19 protein-coding genes and 2 tRNA genes are annotated in these 16,641 nt (G+C 47.6%); 17 read left to right on the top strand and 4 right to left on the bottom strand.

From position 1 onward, the window contains the following. The 16 genes from IJN28_06645 to IJN28_06570 all read left to right on the top strand — a co-directional run. A partial coding sequence (locus tag IJN28_06645; protein ID MBQ6713443.1) for a cell division topological specificity factor MinE occupies nucleotides 1-147 on the top strand: 147 nt, incomplete at its 5' end. Between the two features lie 59 nt (nucleotides 148-206). Continuing rightward, nucleotides 207-893 (top strand): M23 family metallopeptidase, encoded by a 687-nt coding sequence (locus IJN28_06640; GenBank protein MBQ6713442.1) that lies wholly within the window; start codon nucleotides 207-209, stop codon nucleotides 891-893. A 1-nt stretch (nucleotide 894) separates the two neighbouring features. Next, complete coding sequence (locus IJN28_06635; protein ID MBQ6713441.1) at nucleotides 895-1,767, top strand: hypothetical protein; 873 nt, start codon at nucleotides 895-897, stop codon at nucleotides 1,765-1,767. Nucleotides 1,768-1,842: 75 nt separating this feature from the next. After that, entirely contained in the window at nucleotides 1,843-2,028 is a 186-nt protein-coding gene (locus IJN28_06630; protein MBQ6713440.1) for a 2-hydroxymuconate tautomerase family protein, read from the top strand. 11 nt (nucleotides 2,029-2,039) lie between these two features. Continuing rightward, nucleotides 2,040-2,522, top strand: a complete 483-nt coding sequence (locus IJN28_06625) for a hypothetical protein (GenBank protein ID MBQ6713439.1) — start codon at nucleotides 2,040-2,042, stop codon at nucleotides 2,520-2,522. 117 nt (nucleotides 2,523-2,639) lie between these two features. Beyond that, nucleotides 2,640-4,094, top strand: a complete 1,455-nt coding sequence (gene guaB / locus IJN28_06620) for an IMP dehydrogenase (GenBank protein ID MBQ6713438.1) — start codon at nucleotides 2,640-2,642, stop codon at nucleotides 4,092-4,094. A gap of 109 nt (nucleotides 4,095-4,203) precedes the next feature. After that, nucleotides 4,204-6,135 carry a PBP1A family penicillin-binding protein gene (locus tag IJN28_06615; GenBank protein ID MBQ6713437.1) on the top strand — a complete coding sequence of 644 codons (1,932 nt, stop codon included), beginning with the start codon at nucleotides 4,204-4,206 and terminating at the stop codon, nucleotides 6,133-6,135. Between the two features lie 138 nt (nucleotides 6,136-6,273). Beyond that, complete coding sequence (locus IJN28_06610) at nucleotides 6,274-6,957, top strand: WecB/TagA/CpsF family glycosyltransferase (GenBank protein MBQ6713436.1); 684 nt, start codon at nucleotides 6,274-6,276, stop codon at nucleotides 6,955-6,957. Between the two features lie 68 nt (nucleotides 6,958-7,025). Next, complete coding sequence (locus IJN28_06605) at nucleotides 7,026-7,664, top strand: phosphatidylserine decarboxylase family protein (protein MBQ6713435.1); 639 nt, start codon at nucleotides 7,026-7,028, stop codon at nucleotides 7,662-7,664. After that, nucleotides 7,661-8,326 carry a CDP-diacylglycerol--serine O-phosphatidyltransferase gene (gene pssA, locus IJN28_06600; protein MBQ6713434.1) on the top strand — a complete coding sequence of 222 codons (666 nt, stop codon included), beginning with the start codon at nucleotides 7,661-7,663 and terminating at the stop codon, nucleotides 8,324-8,326. Before IJN28_06605 ends, pssA begins: the two co-directional genes overlap by 4 nt. A 53-nt stretch (nucleotides 8,327-8,379) precedes the next feature. Continuing rightward, on the top strand, nucleotides 8,380-9,636 hold the full coding sequence (locus tag IJN28_06595) for a glycosyltransferase family 2 protein (protein ID MBQ6713433.1): 1,257 nt from the start codon (nucleotides 8,380-8,382) through the stop codon (nucleotides 9,634-9,636). A 59-nt stretch (nucleotides 9,637-9,695) separates the two neighbouring features. Next, complete coding sequence (gene queD / locus IJN28_06590) at nucleotides 9,696-10,073, top strand: 6-carboxytetrahydropterin synthase QueD (protein ID MBQ6713432.1); 378 nt, start codon at nucleotides 9,696-9,698, stop codon at nucleotides 10,071-10,073. Nucleotides 10,074-10,078: 5 nt separating this feature from the next. Continuing rightward, nucleotides 10,079-10,810 carry a 7-carboxy-7-deazaguanine synthase QueE gene (locus IJN28_06585; GenBank protein MBQ6713431.1) on the top strand — a complete coding sequence of 244 codons (732 nt, stop codon included), beginning with the start codon at nucleotides 10,079-10,081 and terminating at the stop codon, nucleotides 10,808-10,810. 13 nt (nucleotides 10,811-10,823) lie between these two features. After that, nucleotides 10,824-11,573, top strand: a complete 750-nt coding sequence (surE, locus tag IJN28_06580; protein MBQ6713430.1) for a 5'/3'-nucleotidase SurE — start codon at nucleotides 10,824-10,826, stop codon at nucleotides 11,571-11,573. 45 nt (nucleotides 11,574-11,618) lie between these two features. After that, complete coding sequence (locus IJN28_06575; GenBank protein ID MBQ6713429.1) at nucleotides 11,619-12,035, top strand: hypothetical protein; 417 nt, start codon at nucleotides 11,619-11,621, stop codon at nucleotides 12,033-12,035. A gap of 119 nt (nucleotides 12,036-12,154) precedes the next feature. After that, nucleotides 12,155-13,249: a DUF362 domain-containing protein gene (locus tag IJN28_06570; protein ID MBQ6713428.1), complete on the top strand. Its 1,095-nt coding sequence runs from the start codon at nucleotides 12,155-12,157 to the stop codon at nucleotides 13,247-13,249. Nucleotides 13,250-13,284: 35 nt separating this feature from the next. Here IJN28_06570 and IJN28_06565 read toward each other — a convergent pair whose 3' ends face one another. From IJN28_06565 to IJN28_06550, 4 genes are all read right to left on the bottom strand, one after another. After that, nucleotides 13,285-13,881, bottom strand: coding sequence for a hypothetical protein (locus IJN28_06565; GenBank protein MBQ6713427.1), 597 nt, complete (start codon nucleotides 13,879-13,881; stop codon nucleotides 13,285-13,287). Nucleotides 13,882-13,956: 75 nt separating this feature from the next. Next, nucleotides 13,957-14,032, bottom strand: a tRNA-Gln gene (locus IJN28_06560). A 23-nt stretch (nucleotides 14,033-14,055) separates the two neighbouring features. Further along, nucleotides 14,056-14,132, bottom strand: a tRNA-Pro gene (locus IJN28_06555). A 31-nt stretch (nucleotides 14,133-14,163) separates the two neighbouring features. Then, nucleotides 14,164-15,864, bottom strand: coding sequence for a DUF4127 family protein (locus IJN28_06550; protein ID MBQ6713426.1), 1,701 nt, complete (start codon nucleotides 15,862-15,864; stop codon nucleotides 14,164-14,166). A 151-nt stretch (nucleotides 15,865-16,015) separates the two neighbouring features. Between IJN28_06550 and rsmD the strand changes: the two genes are divergently transcribed. Then, nucleotides 16,016-16,576, top strand: coding sequence for a 16S rRNA (guanine(966)-N(2))-methyltransferase RsmD (gene rsmD, locus IJN28_06545; protein ID MBQ6713425.1), 561 nt, complete (start codon nucleotides 16,016-16,018; stop codon nucleotides 16,574-16,576). Nucleotides 16,577-16,641 lie beyond the last annotated feature (65 nt).

The raw sequence follows: 16,641 nt of genomic DNA, 5'->3' as shown, positions 1-16,641 counted from the left end.
ATGCGGGAAGATATGATCCGCGTGATATCGGAATATATGGAGGTACAGGAGGATGAGATCGAGATCCAGCTCAGTCGAACGGACGGATCGGTATCGCTGACGGCAAATATTCCTGTTGTGAAGATGAAGCGAGATATTACTTGCTGAGCATAAATTAAGGCGATGTCCCATATTCTTGTAACAGAAGCAAGAAGGGGGCAACTTTTGTGAGGGACAGAGATCCGTGGGAAGCGTATTATCGCCCGCCGACGAAAAAGAAGAAGAGTAAGGTGCTGTTCATACAATCTATCGCAGCCTTTGTTTTGTTCGCCGTTGTATGGGGACTGGGTGCGTCGGGCACTGAATTTGGCAAAGAGAGTGGGCGCATCGTGTGGCAGGCTCTTACGATGGACGGGGACTTTTCGGTAGTGAAAGCGCGTGCAGAGGAGGCGTGGAAGACTACTCTGCAATATCCGTTTTTTGAGAAGGTCAAGGCTGTTACGGCTCGGCCTGTCAGTCCGCTCAATTATCTGGCATCGCCCGTTGACGGCAAGCTTGTCGTGCCGTTCGGGATGTCGCCTGATGGGACATACCATGAGGAGATCGAGTGGGAGGTAGCCGTGGGAACGCCTGTAAAAGCGGTGGCGGCAGGAAAGGTGCTTGATGTAGTACGTGATGAGGCGGGTGGGTCACGTTCTGTTATCGTGCAGAGTGGGCCGATGACGGTACGCTACGGATATCTGTCCGAAACGTGGGTCGCAGTAGGTGATCTTGTGGCACGTGCGCAGTCGATCGGACGAAGCGGGAAGAAGGGTGATGCTCCGCGGTTGTCGCTTGCTATTCGTGAAAAGGGCTCTGCGCTCGATCCGATGACGCGGATACGGTCTGCTTTTGACAAGACGGGGACTGAGTAAGATGCGTGTTATGACGATAAAAGGGATAGCGGTCCGTGTGCATTGGCTATTTTTCTTGTTGATGCTCGTATTCGGTATCTGTGGTCAGATAACAGAGGCGGCTGTTATTTTTGCGTGTGTTGTGTTTCACGAGTTGTGTCATATTATCGTTGCCGCGTGGTTAGGCTATCGTGTGACAGGACTTGCGCTCTTACCGTTCGGTGGTATGGCAGAGATCGAGGGGATGAACGGATTCGGTTTGACGGAGTGTATGGTCGTATTGGCAGGCCCGATCGGAAGTGCACTCGGTGCGGTTCTCTGCGGTTGGGGATGGTCGGAGATGACAGGTATGATAGGCCTTGTCGCAGAAACGAATATGATGCTGGCGTTGTGGAATCTCTTGCCTGCGTATCCGCTCGATGGAGGACGGCTCGTTCGGATATTGTTCGGCACAAGTATGACGGTAAAAGCGGCGGTAAGAAGGACGGTGCGCATCAGTCAGGCGGTGGCGGCCGTTCTTTTTGTTTATGCGGGGTATATGTGGATCGCCAAGAGTGAGCTATTGATATCAGTTATGATCCTTGCGGGGATGATCGTACGGTTGGCGAGAGCAGAGGAGAAGGAGCTTGCATTCGTGCCGTTTTGTCATATGGCGGGGAAAGGGCGTATGCTGACGAAGGCAGGATATTTGCCGACGACGTGGTATACGGTGCGCTCGGATATGCGGGCGGGAGAGGTGATAGAGCTGTTTCGGCCGCAAGTCTACACGATGGTGCGTGTCGTTTCTGCGGGCGGAGGGCTTTGCGGTACGCTGAGTGAAACGGAAATTTGGCAAGGACTTACGACGTATCAGCTGACGGATATGATCGGGATTTTTTGCAGTGGAAAAGAATAAATTTTACCGTTTGGGCAGGTTTCTGTACGATTTTATCGAATCAATATAACAATAAAAAAGAGGGAGTGAACTGTGATGCCGATTGTGCAGATCGATTTTGTAGCCGGTAGAACGATGGAGCAAAAGCGCGATATGGTGAAAAAAGTAACGGAAGCAATCTCTACGAGTATCGGATGTTCCGAGAGTGCTGTTACGGTGATCTTGCGTGAACTGCCGAAAGAAAGTTTTGGCATGGGTGGTACACTTCTGAGCGATAAGTAATGTGTCAGATCATGGCAAAGGGGGAGAGAACGATTAGCGAGTTACTGCAGCAACTGGCGAAAACGGAAGAAGCAGTATTGGCAGATTGTATGCGCCGTCTGGCTTCCTCTGATGAATTGGAATGTGCGTTGTCTGCGATATTGGCAGACGAAGCAAGACAGTATCTGACGGCGATCGCGTCGTACAGCGGAGTACAGTCTGTGGTTCGTATCGTGCGCAGTGAAGAAAAGTGGCAAGGATTGCCTGCCATTGTTGATGCGAATGGCGATCTCTGGGCGAGGCAGAATCTTTTGTGGCAAATCGAGGCGAGCATCGTCTGCTCTGTGCAGTTTTGTGAGCAGGCGAAGAAGAGTTTTCCGTATTCGGAAGAACAGTTGTTTTTGGAAGGGTATTTGCACGAGAAGAAGAAAAGCCGTCGTAAGGTGGAAGAGGTTTTGCGTTTCGTGCAGAATCGGATCTGGGAGCGGACAGGCTTTGCTCCGTATTGCTATTAAATGTGGATGAGAGAAATTTCCTTAAAAAAATATGTAAAACTACTGGACGATAATAATTTTAGATGGTATGATAATAAAAATACGCAAAAACGAAACGGAAAAGGGGTCAGATAAGATATGTTCGAAGAAAAATTTGGAAAAGAAGGTTTGACGTTTGATGATGTTTTGTTAGTACCTGCTGCATCTGATGTTTTGCCGCGCGATGTTGAACTTGGCACGTATTTGACGAAAAAGATCAAATTGAATATTCCTATTATCAGCTCCGGTATGGATACGGTAACGGAAGCAAAAATGGCTATTGCAATGGCTCGCGAAGGCGGTATCGGTGTTATTCACAAAAATATGCCGATCGCACAGCAGGCTCATGAGATCGATAAAGTAAAACGTTCGGAGCATGGTATCATCGTTGATCCGATCTTCTTGTCGCCGGAAAATACGCTCGGAGATGCACATGATCTGATGGAACGCTATCATATTTCGGGTGTACCTGTTACGGAAAATGATAAATTGGTCGGTATTTTGACGAACCGCGACCTTCGTTTTGAAACGGATATGTCGCTTAAGATTGCTTCTTGCATGACGCGCGAAAACTTGATCACGGCTCCTGTCGGTACGTCGATCGAAGATGCGAAAGAGATCCTTCGCAAACACCGTATTGAAAAACTTCCGCTTGTTGACGAAGAAGGTCGTCTTCGCGGTTTGGTTACGATCAAAGATATCGAAAAACGCTTGAAATATCCGAATGCTGCCAAAGATGCAAGAGGTCGTCTTCTCGTTGCGGCTGCGATCGGTGTCGGCGCTGATATGAATGATCGTTTGGATGCTATCGTAAAAGCTAATGTTGACGTTGTCGTTGTTGATACGGCGCATGGTCATTCGACGGGCGTTATCAACACGGTGAAAAAAATCAAAGCAAAATATCCTGATCTCCAGCTTATCGCAGGTAACGTAGCAACGGCTGAAGCTACGCGTGCGTTGATCGAAGCAGGCGCAGATGCTGTCAAAGTCGGTATCGGACCGGGTTCTATCTGCACGACTCGTGTTATCGCAGGTATCGGTGTTCCGCAGATCACGGCTGTATATGATTGTGCAATGGCTGCAAGAGAATATGGTGTACCGGTCATCGCCGATGGCGGTATTAAATATTCCGGTGACGTTGTAAAAGCGTTGGCTGCAGGTGCAAGCGTTGTTATGGCAGGTAACTTGTTCGCAGGTACGGAAGAAAGCCCGGGCGAAAAAGTGATCTACCAAGGCCGCAGCTACAAAGTATATCGCGGTATGGGTTCCCTCGGTGCTATGGCACAGGGCAGCAAAGACCGTTATTTCCAGGAAAACATGGACAAGCTCGTTCCGGAAGGTATCGAAGGTCGCGTTCCGTACAAAGGCGCGTTGGCTGATACGGTATATCAGCTCCTCGGTGGTCTTCGTGCAGGTATGGGTTACTGCGGTGTCAGAAATATCGAAGAACTCAAAACGAAAACGAAATTTATCCGCATCACGGGCGCAGGTCTTAAAGAAAGCCATCCGCATGATGTCAATATCACAAAAGAATCGCCGAACTACAGCTTGTAATTCGGTAATACAAGAGGGTCTTGCTTTTGCAAGGCCTTCTTTTTTGTGCGTAGTTATGTGGTAAAAAGGTCGGTTTCCTCTCATACTAAGGAGAATAGGAGGGACTGACATGAAACAGATCATACTATTTATCATGGGCATTGGTGCTGGGTTATATGTTTTGCTTGCAGGAATGTATGCGATGTGGGATCTTCCCAAAGCGGATTCGCTCCAGTCGTTTCGTTATCGGGCAGCGACCCAGGTTTTTGATCGTAACGATGAAGCGTTCGCCAAGCTGTTTGAGCAGAATCGCGTTCCTGTGTCACTCGGAGAGATGTCTGCCTATCTGCCAATGGCGATTGTTGCCAATGAAGATACGCGATTTGAGTCGCACCTCGGGATCGATCCGATCGGGATAATGCGTTCGCTTTTGCGCAATATCAAAGCCGGTGAGATCGTAGAAGGCGGCAGTACAGTCACACAGCAGTTGGCAAGAGAGATGTTTTTGACGCAAGAACGTACGATGACGCGGAAGTTGAAGGAAGCTCTGTTGGCACTCGTTTTAGAGCAGAAGTTTACCAAAGCAGAGATCATGGAGGCGTATCTCAACCAAGTCTATTTCGGTGAAGGCGCATATGGGGTGGAGGCGGCATCGCAGGCCTACTTTAAGAAGAGTGCGCGAGAATTAACGCTCGCAGAGAGTGCGCTGATTGCAGGACTTGCACGTGGACCAAGGCTGTTTTCACCGTATCGGGACATGGATGCGGCGAAAAGTCGGCGGGCAGTCGTGCTGGCAGAGATGCAGAGGATCGGATATATCAGCGAAGGAGAGGAATGGGCGGCGAATCAAGAGCCGATACCGATATTTGAGCAGAAAAAGAGGGAGGTAGAAGCGTCGTATTTCCTTGATTATGTTGCGCAGATGTTAGTGGAGAAATACGGTGAAGAGCGTGTCTATCAAGGTGGCTTGAAGGTGTATACGACGCTCGATCTTGCGATGCAAAAAGAAGCTGAATCGGTATTAAAAGAGCGGGAAGGTGCGGTGCTTATCTTAGACGTAACGAACGGTGCTATCAGAGCGATGGTAGGCGGTCGTTCGTATGGCGACAGTCAGCGCAATCGCGTGATAGAAGAAGTGCGTCAACCGGGGTCTGCGTTTAAGCCGATCGTTTATGCGGCGGCATTGATGCAGGGGATGCGCACGAACTCAATGGTGCAAGATGTACAAGGCGATTTTAACGGATATCGGCCGAGTAATTATAACAATGTCTATTTAGGACCGATCACACTAAAGCGTGCACTGAAAAATTCGTCGAATGTGGCATCGGTACGGCTCGGAAAGCAGGTCGGGATCGATGCGATACTCGATTTGGCAAGACGGCTTGGTATCACGACGTTGACAGAGGAGGACAGGCATCTGGCAACGGTTCTTGGCGGAATGTCAAGTGGTGTCAATCTGATGGAGTTGACGGCAGCTTATACAGCGTTTGGCAATCAAGGTATCTATTCTGCGCCGATCGCGATCAGGAAGATCGTCGACGAGAAGGATGCTGTGCTGGAAGAAGGGGTGCTCACACAGTCAGCAGTGTTGACGCCTGAGGTTGCGTATCTGATGACCGATATGCTGAAAGAGGTGCTGGCAACAGGAACGGGCACACCTGCCAATATCGGTCGGGAAGCGGGCGGAAAAACGGGCACGACAGACGATTACAGGACAGCTTGGTTTATCGGATATACGCCTGAATTGGCAGCGGGCATTTTCGTGGGAAAAGATGACAGATCTCCTGCCAATATATCGGGTACGACGGTTGCGGGAATGTGGGGACAGATGATGAGCCGTATCTATCACGACAAGCCTGTAACGAGATTTGTTGTGCCCGATACGGTCGTAACGGATGTACCTGTCTATTATTACAATGGAAAATATGCCGAGTGGCCTGATGAGAATACGGAATACAGTGCTTTTATCAAGGGGACGGAGCCAAAATCAGCCGAGAAGATGAGAGCAGAGGAAGAGAAGGAAAATAAATGGTGGGATCCGTTTGGGATATTTGGCTTTTAAGCGAGAGAATACCATGAATAGATTGAAATTTCCCTTCCTATTGTGGTAAAATAATAAGAAGATTAAATTGGTTTGAGAGGGAACTATTCAGTGATACCGAAAAAAGAAATTTTAGGAGTCGGCATTCATACGCTCCATATGGATGAAGCTGTTGACAGAGCGGCCGACTTTTTACTTACATCGGATCGGTGTCGTGTGATCGCGACAGCGAATCCCGAAATGATAATGATGGCGCAAAATGATCCATCGCTTGCTCACGCACTTCGTGAAGCAGATCTCGTTGTTCCCGACGGCGTTGGTGCGGTATGGGCGCTCAACAGACAATATGGTCTTCAGCAGACGCGAGTAGCAGGATTTGACTTGACGCAAAATATCTTGGCTTTATCGGCGAAAAAGGGATACAGAGTATTTTTCTTTGGTGGTGCGCCCGGCGTTGCGATGACTGCGAAGGAGAATGCAGAGGCGAAGTATCCCGGCCTTACGGTCTGTGGGGTGCGTGACGGCTTTTTTGCGGAAACGGAAGAGAGTGATATCGTTCGCATGATCAATGAAGCAAAGGCGGATTTTGTGCTGGTTGCACTCGGTGTGCCGAAACAGGAGAACTGGATCATGCAGCACAAAGACGAGCTGACAGCATCGCTTATCATCGGTGTCGGTGGTACGCTCGATGTTATGGCAGGCGTTGTTCAAAGAGCACCGAAATGGATGCAGGAAGCGAAGCTGGAGTGGTTGTTCAGACTGCTTTGTCAGCCGAAACGAATCCTCAGAATGTTGGCACTTCCGCGCTTTGTGCTGGCAGTTTTGTGTGCCAAAAAACGATAGACAAGAAAGAGAAAGATATATTATAATGGGTGAAGTCAACGCAGTGTTGACTGAAAGGGAGGCCTAGTATGGTGAAACTGCCAATCGTAAAGGAAGGGTGGGTATTCATTGGCGGATTTGCGCTGGTAACGGCGATCGTCGCGCTTTTGATCGATCCTATCTTAAGTATTATTCCTGGAATTTTAGCATTGTTTATGTGCTTTTTCTTCCGTAATCCGAGTCGCGATGTTCCAAGCGATGATACGATCATCGTATCGCCTGCTGATGGTACGGTAATGGATGTCGTTGAAGTGGACGACTCGTTTGTGGAAGAACCGTGTAATAAGGTAATCATTTTCCTTTCGGTCTTTGATGTGCATGTCAATCGTGCGCCGATCGAAGGGGAGATCAAATATCAACATTATATCTGCGGGCAGTACAAGCCTGCGTTCCAAAAGTCTGTCGGCTGGGTCAATGAGCGTCATTCGATCGGTCTGGATAATGGCCGTGTGAAGATACTGGTCACACAGATCGCGGGTCTTTTGGCGCGTCGTATCGTGTCGTGGGTAACGCTCGGCAATGTACTTGAAAAAGGTCAGACGTACGGTCTGATCAAATTCGGGTCGTGCACGGAGATCGTGATGCCGAAAAGCAGTGTAACAGTAAATGTAAAAAAAGGTGATCGCGTCAAAGGCGGCGTGACAGTCATCGGGAGGATTGAAAAGTGAAAAAACATATCCCGAATTTGGTAACGATGCTTAATCTGGTATTTGGTATGTTTTCTATCGTGGCGACGCTCGAAGGTAGATATGAGTGTGCCGTATGGTGCATTATTTTGGCAATGATCGCCGACGGTATGGACGGTCGGGTGGCTCGCTATCTCAATGAAACGAGTGAGCTTGGTAAAGAACTTGATTCGCTTTGCGACTTGGTTTCGTTCGGTGTTGCACCGGCAGTGCTTGCGTACTCGTTCCAACTCCATGAATACGGCTTTATCGGAATATTGGCAGCAGTATTTTTTGCAGCTTGCGGTGCGTTCCGTTTGGCTCGTTTTAATGTTAATACGGGCGTTGTCAAAGGTTATTTCATGGGTGTGCCGATCCCGGCGGGCGGTTGTGTGCTTGCGGCATTTATCTACATGGGTATCCATCTTGAAGCATGGATGTTCATCGCACTCGTTCTTTTGTTTGGCTACTTGATGGTCAGCACGGTCAAATATCCCGACTTCAAAGGCAAAGGGGAAACGTTCGGCAAGATTCCTGCTGTTATTGCGGCAGCTGTCGGTCTTTACATTTTTATTACATATTCCAATTCGCTTTTGTTTGTCATTTTCTTCACGTATATTTTATTCGGTCTTTTGAATTTAGGTTTTAATGTATTTAAGAAATAAACTCTATCAGAGAGTTTTCTGCGGAAAAATGGAAGTAGAGGGAGCTTAGATCCATGAATCATTTCTTCGACATTATCATGATACCGATCCAGTTTATTATCGTATTCTATACGCTGTATTATTTTACAATCGGGTTCTTCGGTATCTGGCATTCTAAAGAAAAGAAAATTTTGACGCCGAGAAAGACATTCGCGATCATTGTTGCGGCGCATAATGAGCGTGAAGTTATCGGTCAGCTCGTTGAGAATCTCGGTGTGCTTCGATATCCGCGTGAGATGTACGATATCTTCGTAATTGCCGATAACTGTACGGATGATACGGCGAAGGTTGCTGCAGAAGCAGGTGCGATCGTACATGAGCGTACGAATCCGACAGAGCGCGGTAAAGGTTACGCGATGGAATGGATGTTCGATCGTCTGTTTAAAATGGAACGCAAATATGACGGTGTCGTGATCTTCGACGCGGACAATCTTGTTCATCCGAACTTCCTTTTGGAGATGAACAGCAAGCTTTGCAAAGGGGAAAAAGTCATTCAAGGTTATCTCGATGCGAAAAACCCGACTGATACTTGGGTCGCAGGTACATTCGCGATCATGTTCTGGGTAACGAACCATATCTGGCATCTTGCCAAATCGAATATCGGTTTGTCGAGCGTGCTTGGCGGTACGGGTATGTGTATTTCGACCGATATTCTCGAAAAATTCGGTTGGGGCGCGCATTGCTTGACGGAAGATATGGAGTTCACGATGAAAGTGTTGATGACGGGTACTCGTACGACGTGGGCACATGATGCGATCGTCTATGATGAAAAACCGCTCACTTTTAAGCAGTCGTGGGATCAAAGACAACGTTGGGCACAGGGACATTTTGATGTTGCAAGACGTTATATTCCGAAACTTATCAAAGAAGGTATCCGTCAGCGTGATATTCGTATCTTGGACGGTATCGTTCATCTGTCACAGCCGCATTTCTTGTTGATGTCGACGTTCTTCGTTATTTCTACATGGATATATAATGCGTATCCGTTCTTTACATATATATTGAACACCGTATTGCCTGCCGAATTATGGTCAGTCATTACGATCGTACAGTATGTTTTGCCAATGCTTATTTTGCTTAAGATTCGTGTCAATTGGAAAGTATGGTATTACTGGCTCTTCTATCCGCTGTTCATTTACAGCTGGATCCCGATCACGGCTATGGGATTCATTCGCCGTCACAATAAGGAATGGAGCCATACGAAGCATACACGCGGTATGAGCTACAATGAGATCAAGGCGATCGGAAAAGAGAATGTAAATTCGAAATAAAAGGTGAGCCTGTCTCACCTTTTTCTTCTTCAAACAAATATTATTCAGAGGTGAAAAACATGTATGAATTGTTGGTAAAAGTTGATTTTGAAGCGGCACATCGTGTTGTAGACTATCCGGGCAAATGCAATCGTATGCACGGTCATAACTGGACGATCGATGTTATGGTCGTCGGTACAAAACTCAATGAACTCGGTTTCTTGGTGGATTTTAAAGATCTTAAAGCAGCGATCGACGAGCTTGTTATCAGTAAGCTCGACCATTATTATTTGAATGAGCTTGATGCGTTCAAAACGATGAATCCGACGGCGGAAAATATGGCTCGTTTTATTTATCAGGAACTTCAGAAAAGCGATCTGTTCCATTCGACGGTCACGCTCAAGAGCGTTCGCGTATGGGAGTCGCCGAAATCTGCTGTGCTCTATTATGAGGACTGATGTTAATGGATACGACGAATGTAATTGAGATATTTTCTTCGATTCAAGGAGAAGGCCTTTATGTCGGTGCAAGACAGCTCTTTGTACGTCTTCCCGGCTGTAATCTGAACTGCGCTTATTGTGATACGAAAGAGTCGCACAAGACGCCTGCGCAGTGCAGGATAGAAACGCATGCGGGCAGTCGCTCGTTCAAAACGTATCCGAATCCTGTCGAAGGCTCCTTTTTGAAAGAGAAGATTGAGGAGATGCTTGATGCTGTTTCGCATCAAGCGATCAGTGTGACGGGCGGTGAACCGCTCTGTCACCCGTCTGTGATACGCGAACTCGCGCAGTTCCGTGTGCCTGTCTATTTGGAAACGAACGGAACGATGTGGGAGGCGCTTCGTGAAGTGATATCGGCAGTTGATATCATCAGTATGGATATCAAGCTTCCTAGTATTACAGGCAGAGATTGCTTTAAAGAGCATGACGTATTTTTGAATACGGCAAAAGAAAAAGAATTGTTCGTGAAGCTGGTCGTTGCAGCTGAAACGACGGAAGAAGAGGTCATGCGGGCGATTGAGATGGTTGCGCGAGCAGGAAAAACGATCCCGCTTATTTTGCAGCCTGTGACGCCTACGGGTAAAATTCATGCGATCAGCGCGGAAGCGATGCTTCGTTATCAAGAGATGGCGCTTGCTCACCTCCATGATGTTCGCGTGATTCCGCAGACGCATAAATTCTTGGGACAATTGTAACGGAGGGATCATTTTGCGTATTTTGTTATCGAATGACGATGGTGTGATGGCGCCGGGAATCCGTGCGCTGGCGAGTGCGCTTCGCGAAGTCGGAGAGGTGTTTGTTGTTGCACCTGATGGAGAAAGAAGTGCGACGAGCCATTCGATCACGGTGCATGACCCGATCCGTGTTGATGTTGTCGATATGGGAGAAGGCATTACAGCATATATGTGCGGTGGTACGCCTGTTGACTGCGTGAAGCTTGGTTTGGAAGGGCTTGCAATTGATGCTGATGTGGTGATATCGGGCATTAACGCAGGGTATAATTTGGGTACGGACGTACTCTATTCGGGTACAGTCGGTGCCGCTGTTGAAGGATATCTGCACGGGGTCGCATCATTCGCTGTTTCGTTCGAAGGCAAGCGGGCAGAGGATATGGAGGTCGTTGCGAAAGAGGCCGTCAAGGTGATTCGCCGATTTTATCCGAGCGCATCAAAAGAAAAGATGCTTATCAATGTGAATTTCCCGCCGCTTCGTGAAGGCGGATATCAAGGCGTGCGTGTTGTACCGCTCGGTCGTCGTGACTATGCCAATACATTCGTGAAACGACAAGACCCGACGGGTCGTACATATTACTGGATGGGCGGTACGCCGATTGAAGAAAAAGGTCATGCTGACACTGATACGACGGCTGTTCGCGACGGATATATCTCGGTAACACCGCTTCAGGTTGACTTTACGAACCATAGCGCATTGAAGATGCTTGGGGATAACGAAGCATAAGCTGACGATACAGCGCATATCATCTATCAACTGGGAGGCGATGATATGCAAAAGGCAAGACGATATCAAAGTGGACGATTGTCAGAGGTTGGGACGCGAAGTTTCGGAAACGGAGTATTCTTTGCTCTGATCGTATCTTCTATCTTATTGATCGTATTGCTGTTTGCTGTCAGTCTTGCCGAATGGTTGATACCTGATCTGTTCGGTGAGTATGGCGTATACGTTGCCTCTGTCATTCCGATCATCAGTATGGGGATAGGGGCATATGTCGGTAGTCGAAGGCTCTTGCGAAAGGCTGTATGGCTCGGTGGTGTCAACGGACTTACCTGTTGGCTGACAGGGCTATGTATTGCTTGGTGCAGTGGCATAGATATCACGGCATTTTGGATCAGCGTTTCAGCGGGTATCTGTTTGTCTGCATCGCTGATCGGTGCTCTCTTGGGAGTTTTGCGTATCAAGTAGCAGGAATTTTGACGGACAGCACGAATTTTATAGGAAAACATAGCCACAATGAAAATGACATTGTGGCTTTTCTATCGTAGGAGGAGAGAGAATTGACGGCAAAAGTTTATTTTACGAATATGCGTACGACGATGCGAGTGAATCTGCTTCAAAAACTGGAAGCGGTAATGAAAGAAGCAGGCATTGAAACGATCGACTTTAAAGAAAAATTCGCGGCGATCAAAATTCATTTCGGCGAGCCGGGCAACTTGGCATATCTGCGCCCGCAATATGCAAAAGTTATTGTCGATAAAGTGAAAGAACTCGGTGGTAAACCGTTCTTGACGGACTGCAATACGCTCTATGTCGGTCGTCGTAAAGATGCGCTTGAACACATGGATGCGGCATACGAAAATGGTTATTCGCCGTTCTCGACAGGGTGCCAGATCATCATTGCCGATGGTCTTAAAGGTACGGACGAAGCATATGTGCCTGTACCGAACGGTGAACTTGTACAGGAAGCGAAGATCGGCCGTGCATTGATGGATGCTGATATCATCATTAGCTTGACGCATTTTAAAGGACATGAGCTTACAGGATTCGGCGGCGCTATCAAAAATATCGGTATGGGCGGCGGTTCTCGTGCCGGTAAAATGGAAATGCACTGCGCAGGCAAACCGCGTGTGCGTGCAAATCGCTGTGTAGGCTGCGGTGTTTGTGCGAAAATTTGTGCGCATGGTGCACCTGTCTTGGAAGACGGCAAAATGACGATCGACAAAGATCGCTGCGTCGGTTGCGGTCGTTGCCTCGGCGCTTGCCACTTCAATGCGATCGTACCGTCTTGGGATGCTTCGAAAGATGATCTCAACAAAAAAATGGCTGAATATACATGGGCTATCCTTCATGACAGACCGCACTTCCATATTGCTATCATGACGGATATTTCGCCGTTCTGCGACTGCCATGCGGAAAACGATGTTCCGATCGTGCCGAATATCGGTATTGCGGCTTCGTTCGACCCTGTTGCACTCGATCGTGCTTGTGCAGATCTTATCAATAAGGCACCTATCATCGGTGGAAGTTATCTTGACGATCAGGCGCAGGCAAACGGTGTACACGGTGATCATTTCCATACTGTCAGTCCGGGAACGAACTGGGTAACGTGTTTGGAACATGCCGAAAAATTGGGCATGGGCACGCAAGCGTATGAGCTCGTTGAATTGAACTTGAAATAATAAAAAAGCCTTCACGTTTACGTGAAGGCTTTTTGCTATTTATTGATGAGAGGAGCAGGGACATTCTTTTCCAATTCGGGTATCAATCTGTTCATAAGGTCGCGTGTGAGCGGGACAGCTGTGAATGGTGTCGCATAGACGCCCCAATATTGTTCGCAATCAGCCAGTCGAATGATATGGTCTTGACTGCGTTCATAACCGACCAAATGTACTTCGATATACGTTTCCTGTAACATTTCGTCTAAGAAGGAGTATGTTTGATGATCAATGCATCTTGCAATGATCGGTGCGAGGAGAATATCAGCACCAAGACGGTCTGCAAGGTCTTTTAACTCATCGTCCGATAAATAGGGATAGGAATGAAGTTCGGGAAGCTCTTGCTTGATGTCGGACGGAGTGAGGTACTCGTATTTTTTGGTAAAATTGTTCAGGGCATGATAGAATTTCTTGGCAACGGGATCGCCTACCAACTTTGCAATATCACTGCGGGCATCGGATGCGACCATGAATTGAACAGGGAGGATCGCAATGCGCTGTGGTGATGTTGGTGCAGAGGCTTGCACGGAGGCGAGTGGTGCGAGTAAAAAAACAAAACATATAACAGTAAGGAAACAAAGGCGAATATATTTCATAAGAATCCCTCCTGTATATAGGATACCACAAGTATAACAAAAAAAGCCATCAAAAAATGATGGCTTTTGCTTGCGTGGCTGGGGTACTAGGACTCGAACCTAGGAATGCGGGAGTCAGAGACCCGTGCCTTACCAACTTGGCGATACCCCAGTATGAAGTTTGTAGGTTGTAAGTGGTCGGGGCGACAGGATTCGAACCTGCGGCCTCATAGTCCCGAACCATGCGCGCTACCAAACTGCGCTACGCCCCGATGTCCAACCGACTTGTTTATTATAATTCACTTATCGGGATATGTCAACAGGTTTTTGCAAATTTTTTAAAATAATTTTTGTGATGATTTTTGCTTCAAAAGTTCGCTCCCATGGCAGGCTCGATTCGACAGTTAGATGAGAGATCGTAAGCGGCTTATCAAGCGTTGCAAGCGGGAGATAGAACGGGGTCTGATATGCCGCAGTCGCCGATAACAGTTCAGCTTGATTCTGCATAGCGGTATCGAGCCAGCTATTGGCTTCGTAATAGGTTTTCATTGATAGCTGATATGGGTCGGACAGAAGCGCACTCAATCGCAGTTTCAAATATGGCTGAATAAGTTTCATGTAGTAGTAATCATCGAGGAAACGATCGTTCAAAAACAAAAGGTTTGCATGACCGATGGCAAGTTGTTCTTCAGCTGTTTGTGCTTGTTTCATTTTGGCTGTGTAAAGACTTGCCTCTGATACTGCCGTTCCGATGGCATTACTGGCAGTATTCCAACCTGCATAGGCGATCAGACGATGGATAGGGAACTCTTCTTTCAGAAGGGTGGGCAAGAGTGTTTCGGAGGCGCGGAAGTGCTCACTGAGATCGACGAGTGCGATCGGCTTATCCACGGCATCGAATTGTCGGATCGTATTTGTTGCGGTGCGTGGGCGGTCAAGATCACCGGCATCATCTCCGATATAGAGATAAAGAATGTAGTCTGCTTCATCTGCCGAATACACGCGTTGCGCGTTGACAGATGCCAGCTTTTCTTCCACTGTCGTATTGACGGATTGCGACATAAATGGCATGACTACACCGCTCATATCTTGATCGCCGTAAGCGACATAGACGGACAGTGGAGGAAGTTTTTCTGTTGCGATACGGCTGACGAGAAGCATCGCCAATTCATCGGCACCGCGAACGATCTCGACACGTTCCGATAACAAAGCGTCATGACGTACTTGTCGGTCAAGGTGTTCTTTCACAAGATTCGGCAGCCCGAATACATGGCCGTCATCTTGTCCGATCGCGAGATATTCGATCGTGCCGTCGGCAACGAGTGAAAAGAGTGCTTCGTTCGTCTTTCGGTTACGATCGTACAGACGATGATAACGGTCGCGGATATCTTGCGGGATATCGTCCTCCAGTTTTGTCAGATCTTCGAGTAAGTCGGACTGGTTAAATAGAAATATTTCTTCTTGGAGCGTTGAATAAGAGAGCATATCCTCTTGGTATTCTTCTGTTTCTTCATCATCGGCAATCAAAAGACGCGGTATCGTATGGAATACGAATAAACGCAAAGAAGGATGTTCTTTACGCAAGGTGCGTAAAAAATCAAGCGTGGAGGCTATCTCTTCCTCAGTCAGCTCGTTTTTGCGAGAATGGAGAAGACTGCCGTGCAGAAGCATGTCGGCAGAGATGATCATCGTATCAGTCTTGTCTGCTTCTGTTTGCAGCCACTCACGAAGCTGTGCACGATCGGCAGGTCGGTGATAGTGGTCTAAGATATCTTTGGGCGGAATGACGAGGTCGATGTTTCCGATACGCGCCAACCGTTCGGGGAGCAGAGTACAAGCAGGACGGCTGTCAAGCGGAAGGAGTGCAACACGTTTGGCCTGTCCGGAAAAATGAGCATCAACTTCATAAGAGTCGGCAATAGACGAATGGGGACTGCAGGATGATAGCAGAAACAATAGCGGTATGCTGATGAGTAGTAGCAGTAAACGGTATGTGATTCGCATGTCATGTCTCCTTTTCGTATTGACAATAACATTCGCGTTATCGAGCAAAAATCCTGTAATATAAGGTGATCGCAGTCGAGAAAAGAAGTAAATCTTTCTATATTGTATGAGATAGGTGAAATATGATACAATATTAAACTGAGGGATGAATATGAGAATTATTACAGGCAGTGCTAAAGGAATACAATTGAAAACACCGACAGGCTTGTCTACACGGCCGACTACCGATCGTGTAAAAGAATCGCTATTTGGCATTCTGGGGTATCTGGTAGAAGATGCGCGCGTTTTGGATGTGTTCGCAGGGACGGGCAATCTGAGCTTAGAGTCGCTCAGCCGAGGCGCATCATCTGCGATCGCAATTGATAAAAGTGCGAACTGTCAACGCATTATTCGAGAAAATGCTGTCAAGACGAAACTGGATGATCGTATTACTGTGCTCAAAGGTGATGGACTTCGCTATCTGGCGCAATATGCAAGCGAAGGGAAACAGTTTGATCTGATCTTTGCCGATCCGCCGTATGAGCAGGGGTTCGTTGAGAAGGTCGTGACGAGCGTTGACACAAGCAATGTTTTGGCAGACGGTGGTGTACTGGTCACAGAACATTCGAAAAAAGAGATGATAGATGAAGCATCTCTTGCGAAACTGGAGATACGCCGTCAAGAACGATACGGTGAAACTGTCGTATCATTTTTGATGCACAAAAAGTTGTAAAGGAGTCGTAATATGAGAATTGGCGTTTGCTCGGGGAGTTTTGACCCGGTAACGAGTGGACATTT

The sequence above is a fragment of the Selenomonadales bacterium genome, assembly GCA_017442105.1.
GTDB lineage: Bacteria > Bacillota > Negativicutes > RGIG982 > RGIG982 > RGIG982.
Note: the sequence above shows the minus strand (reverse complement) of the source record. Positions and strands in the feature narration are given on the sequence as shown.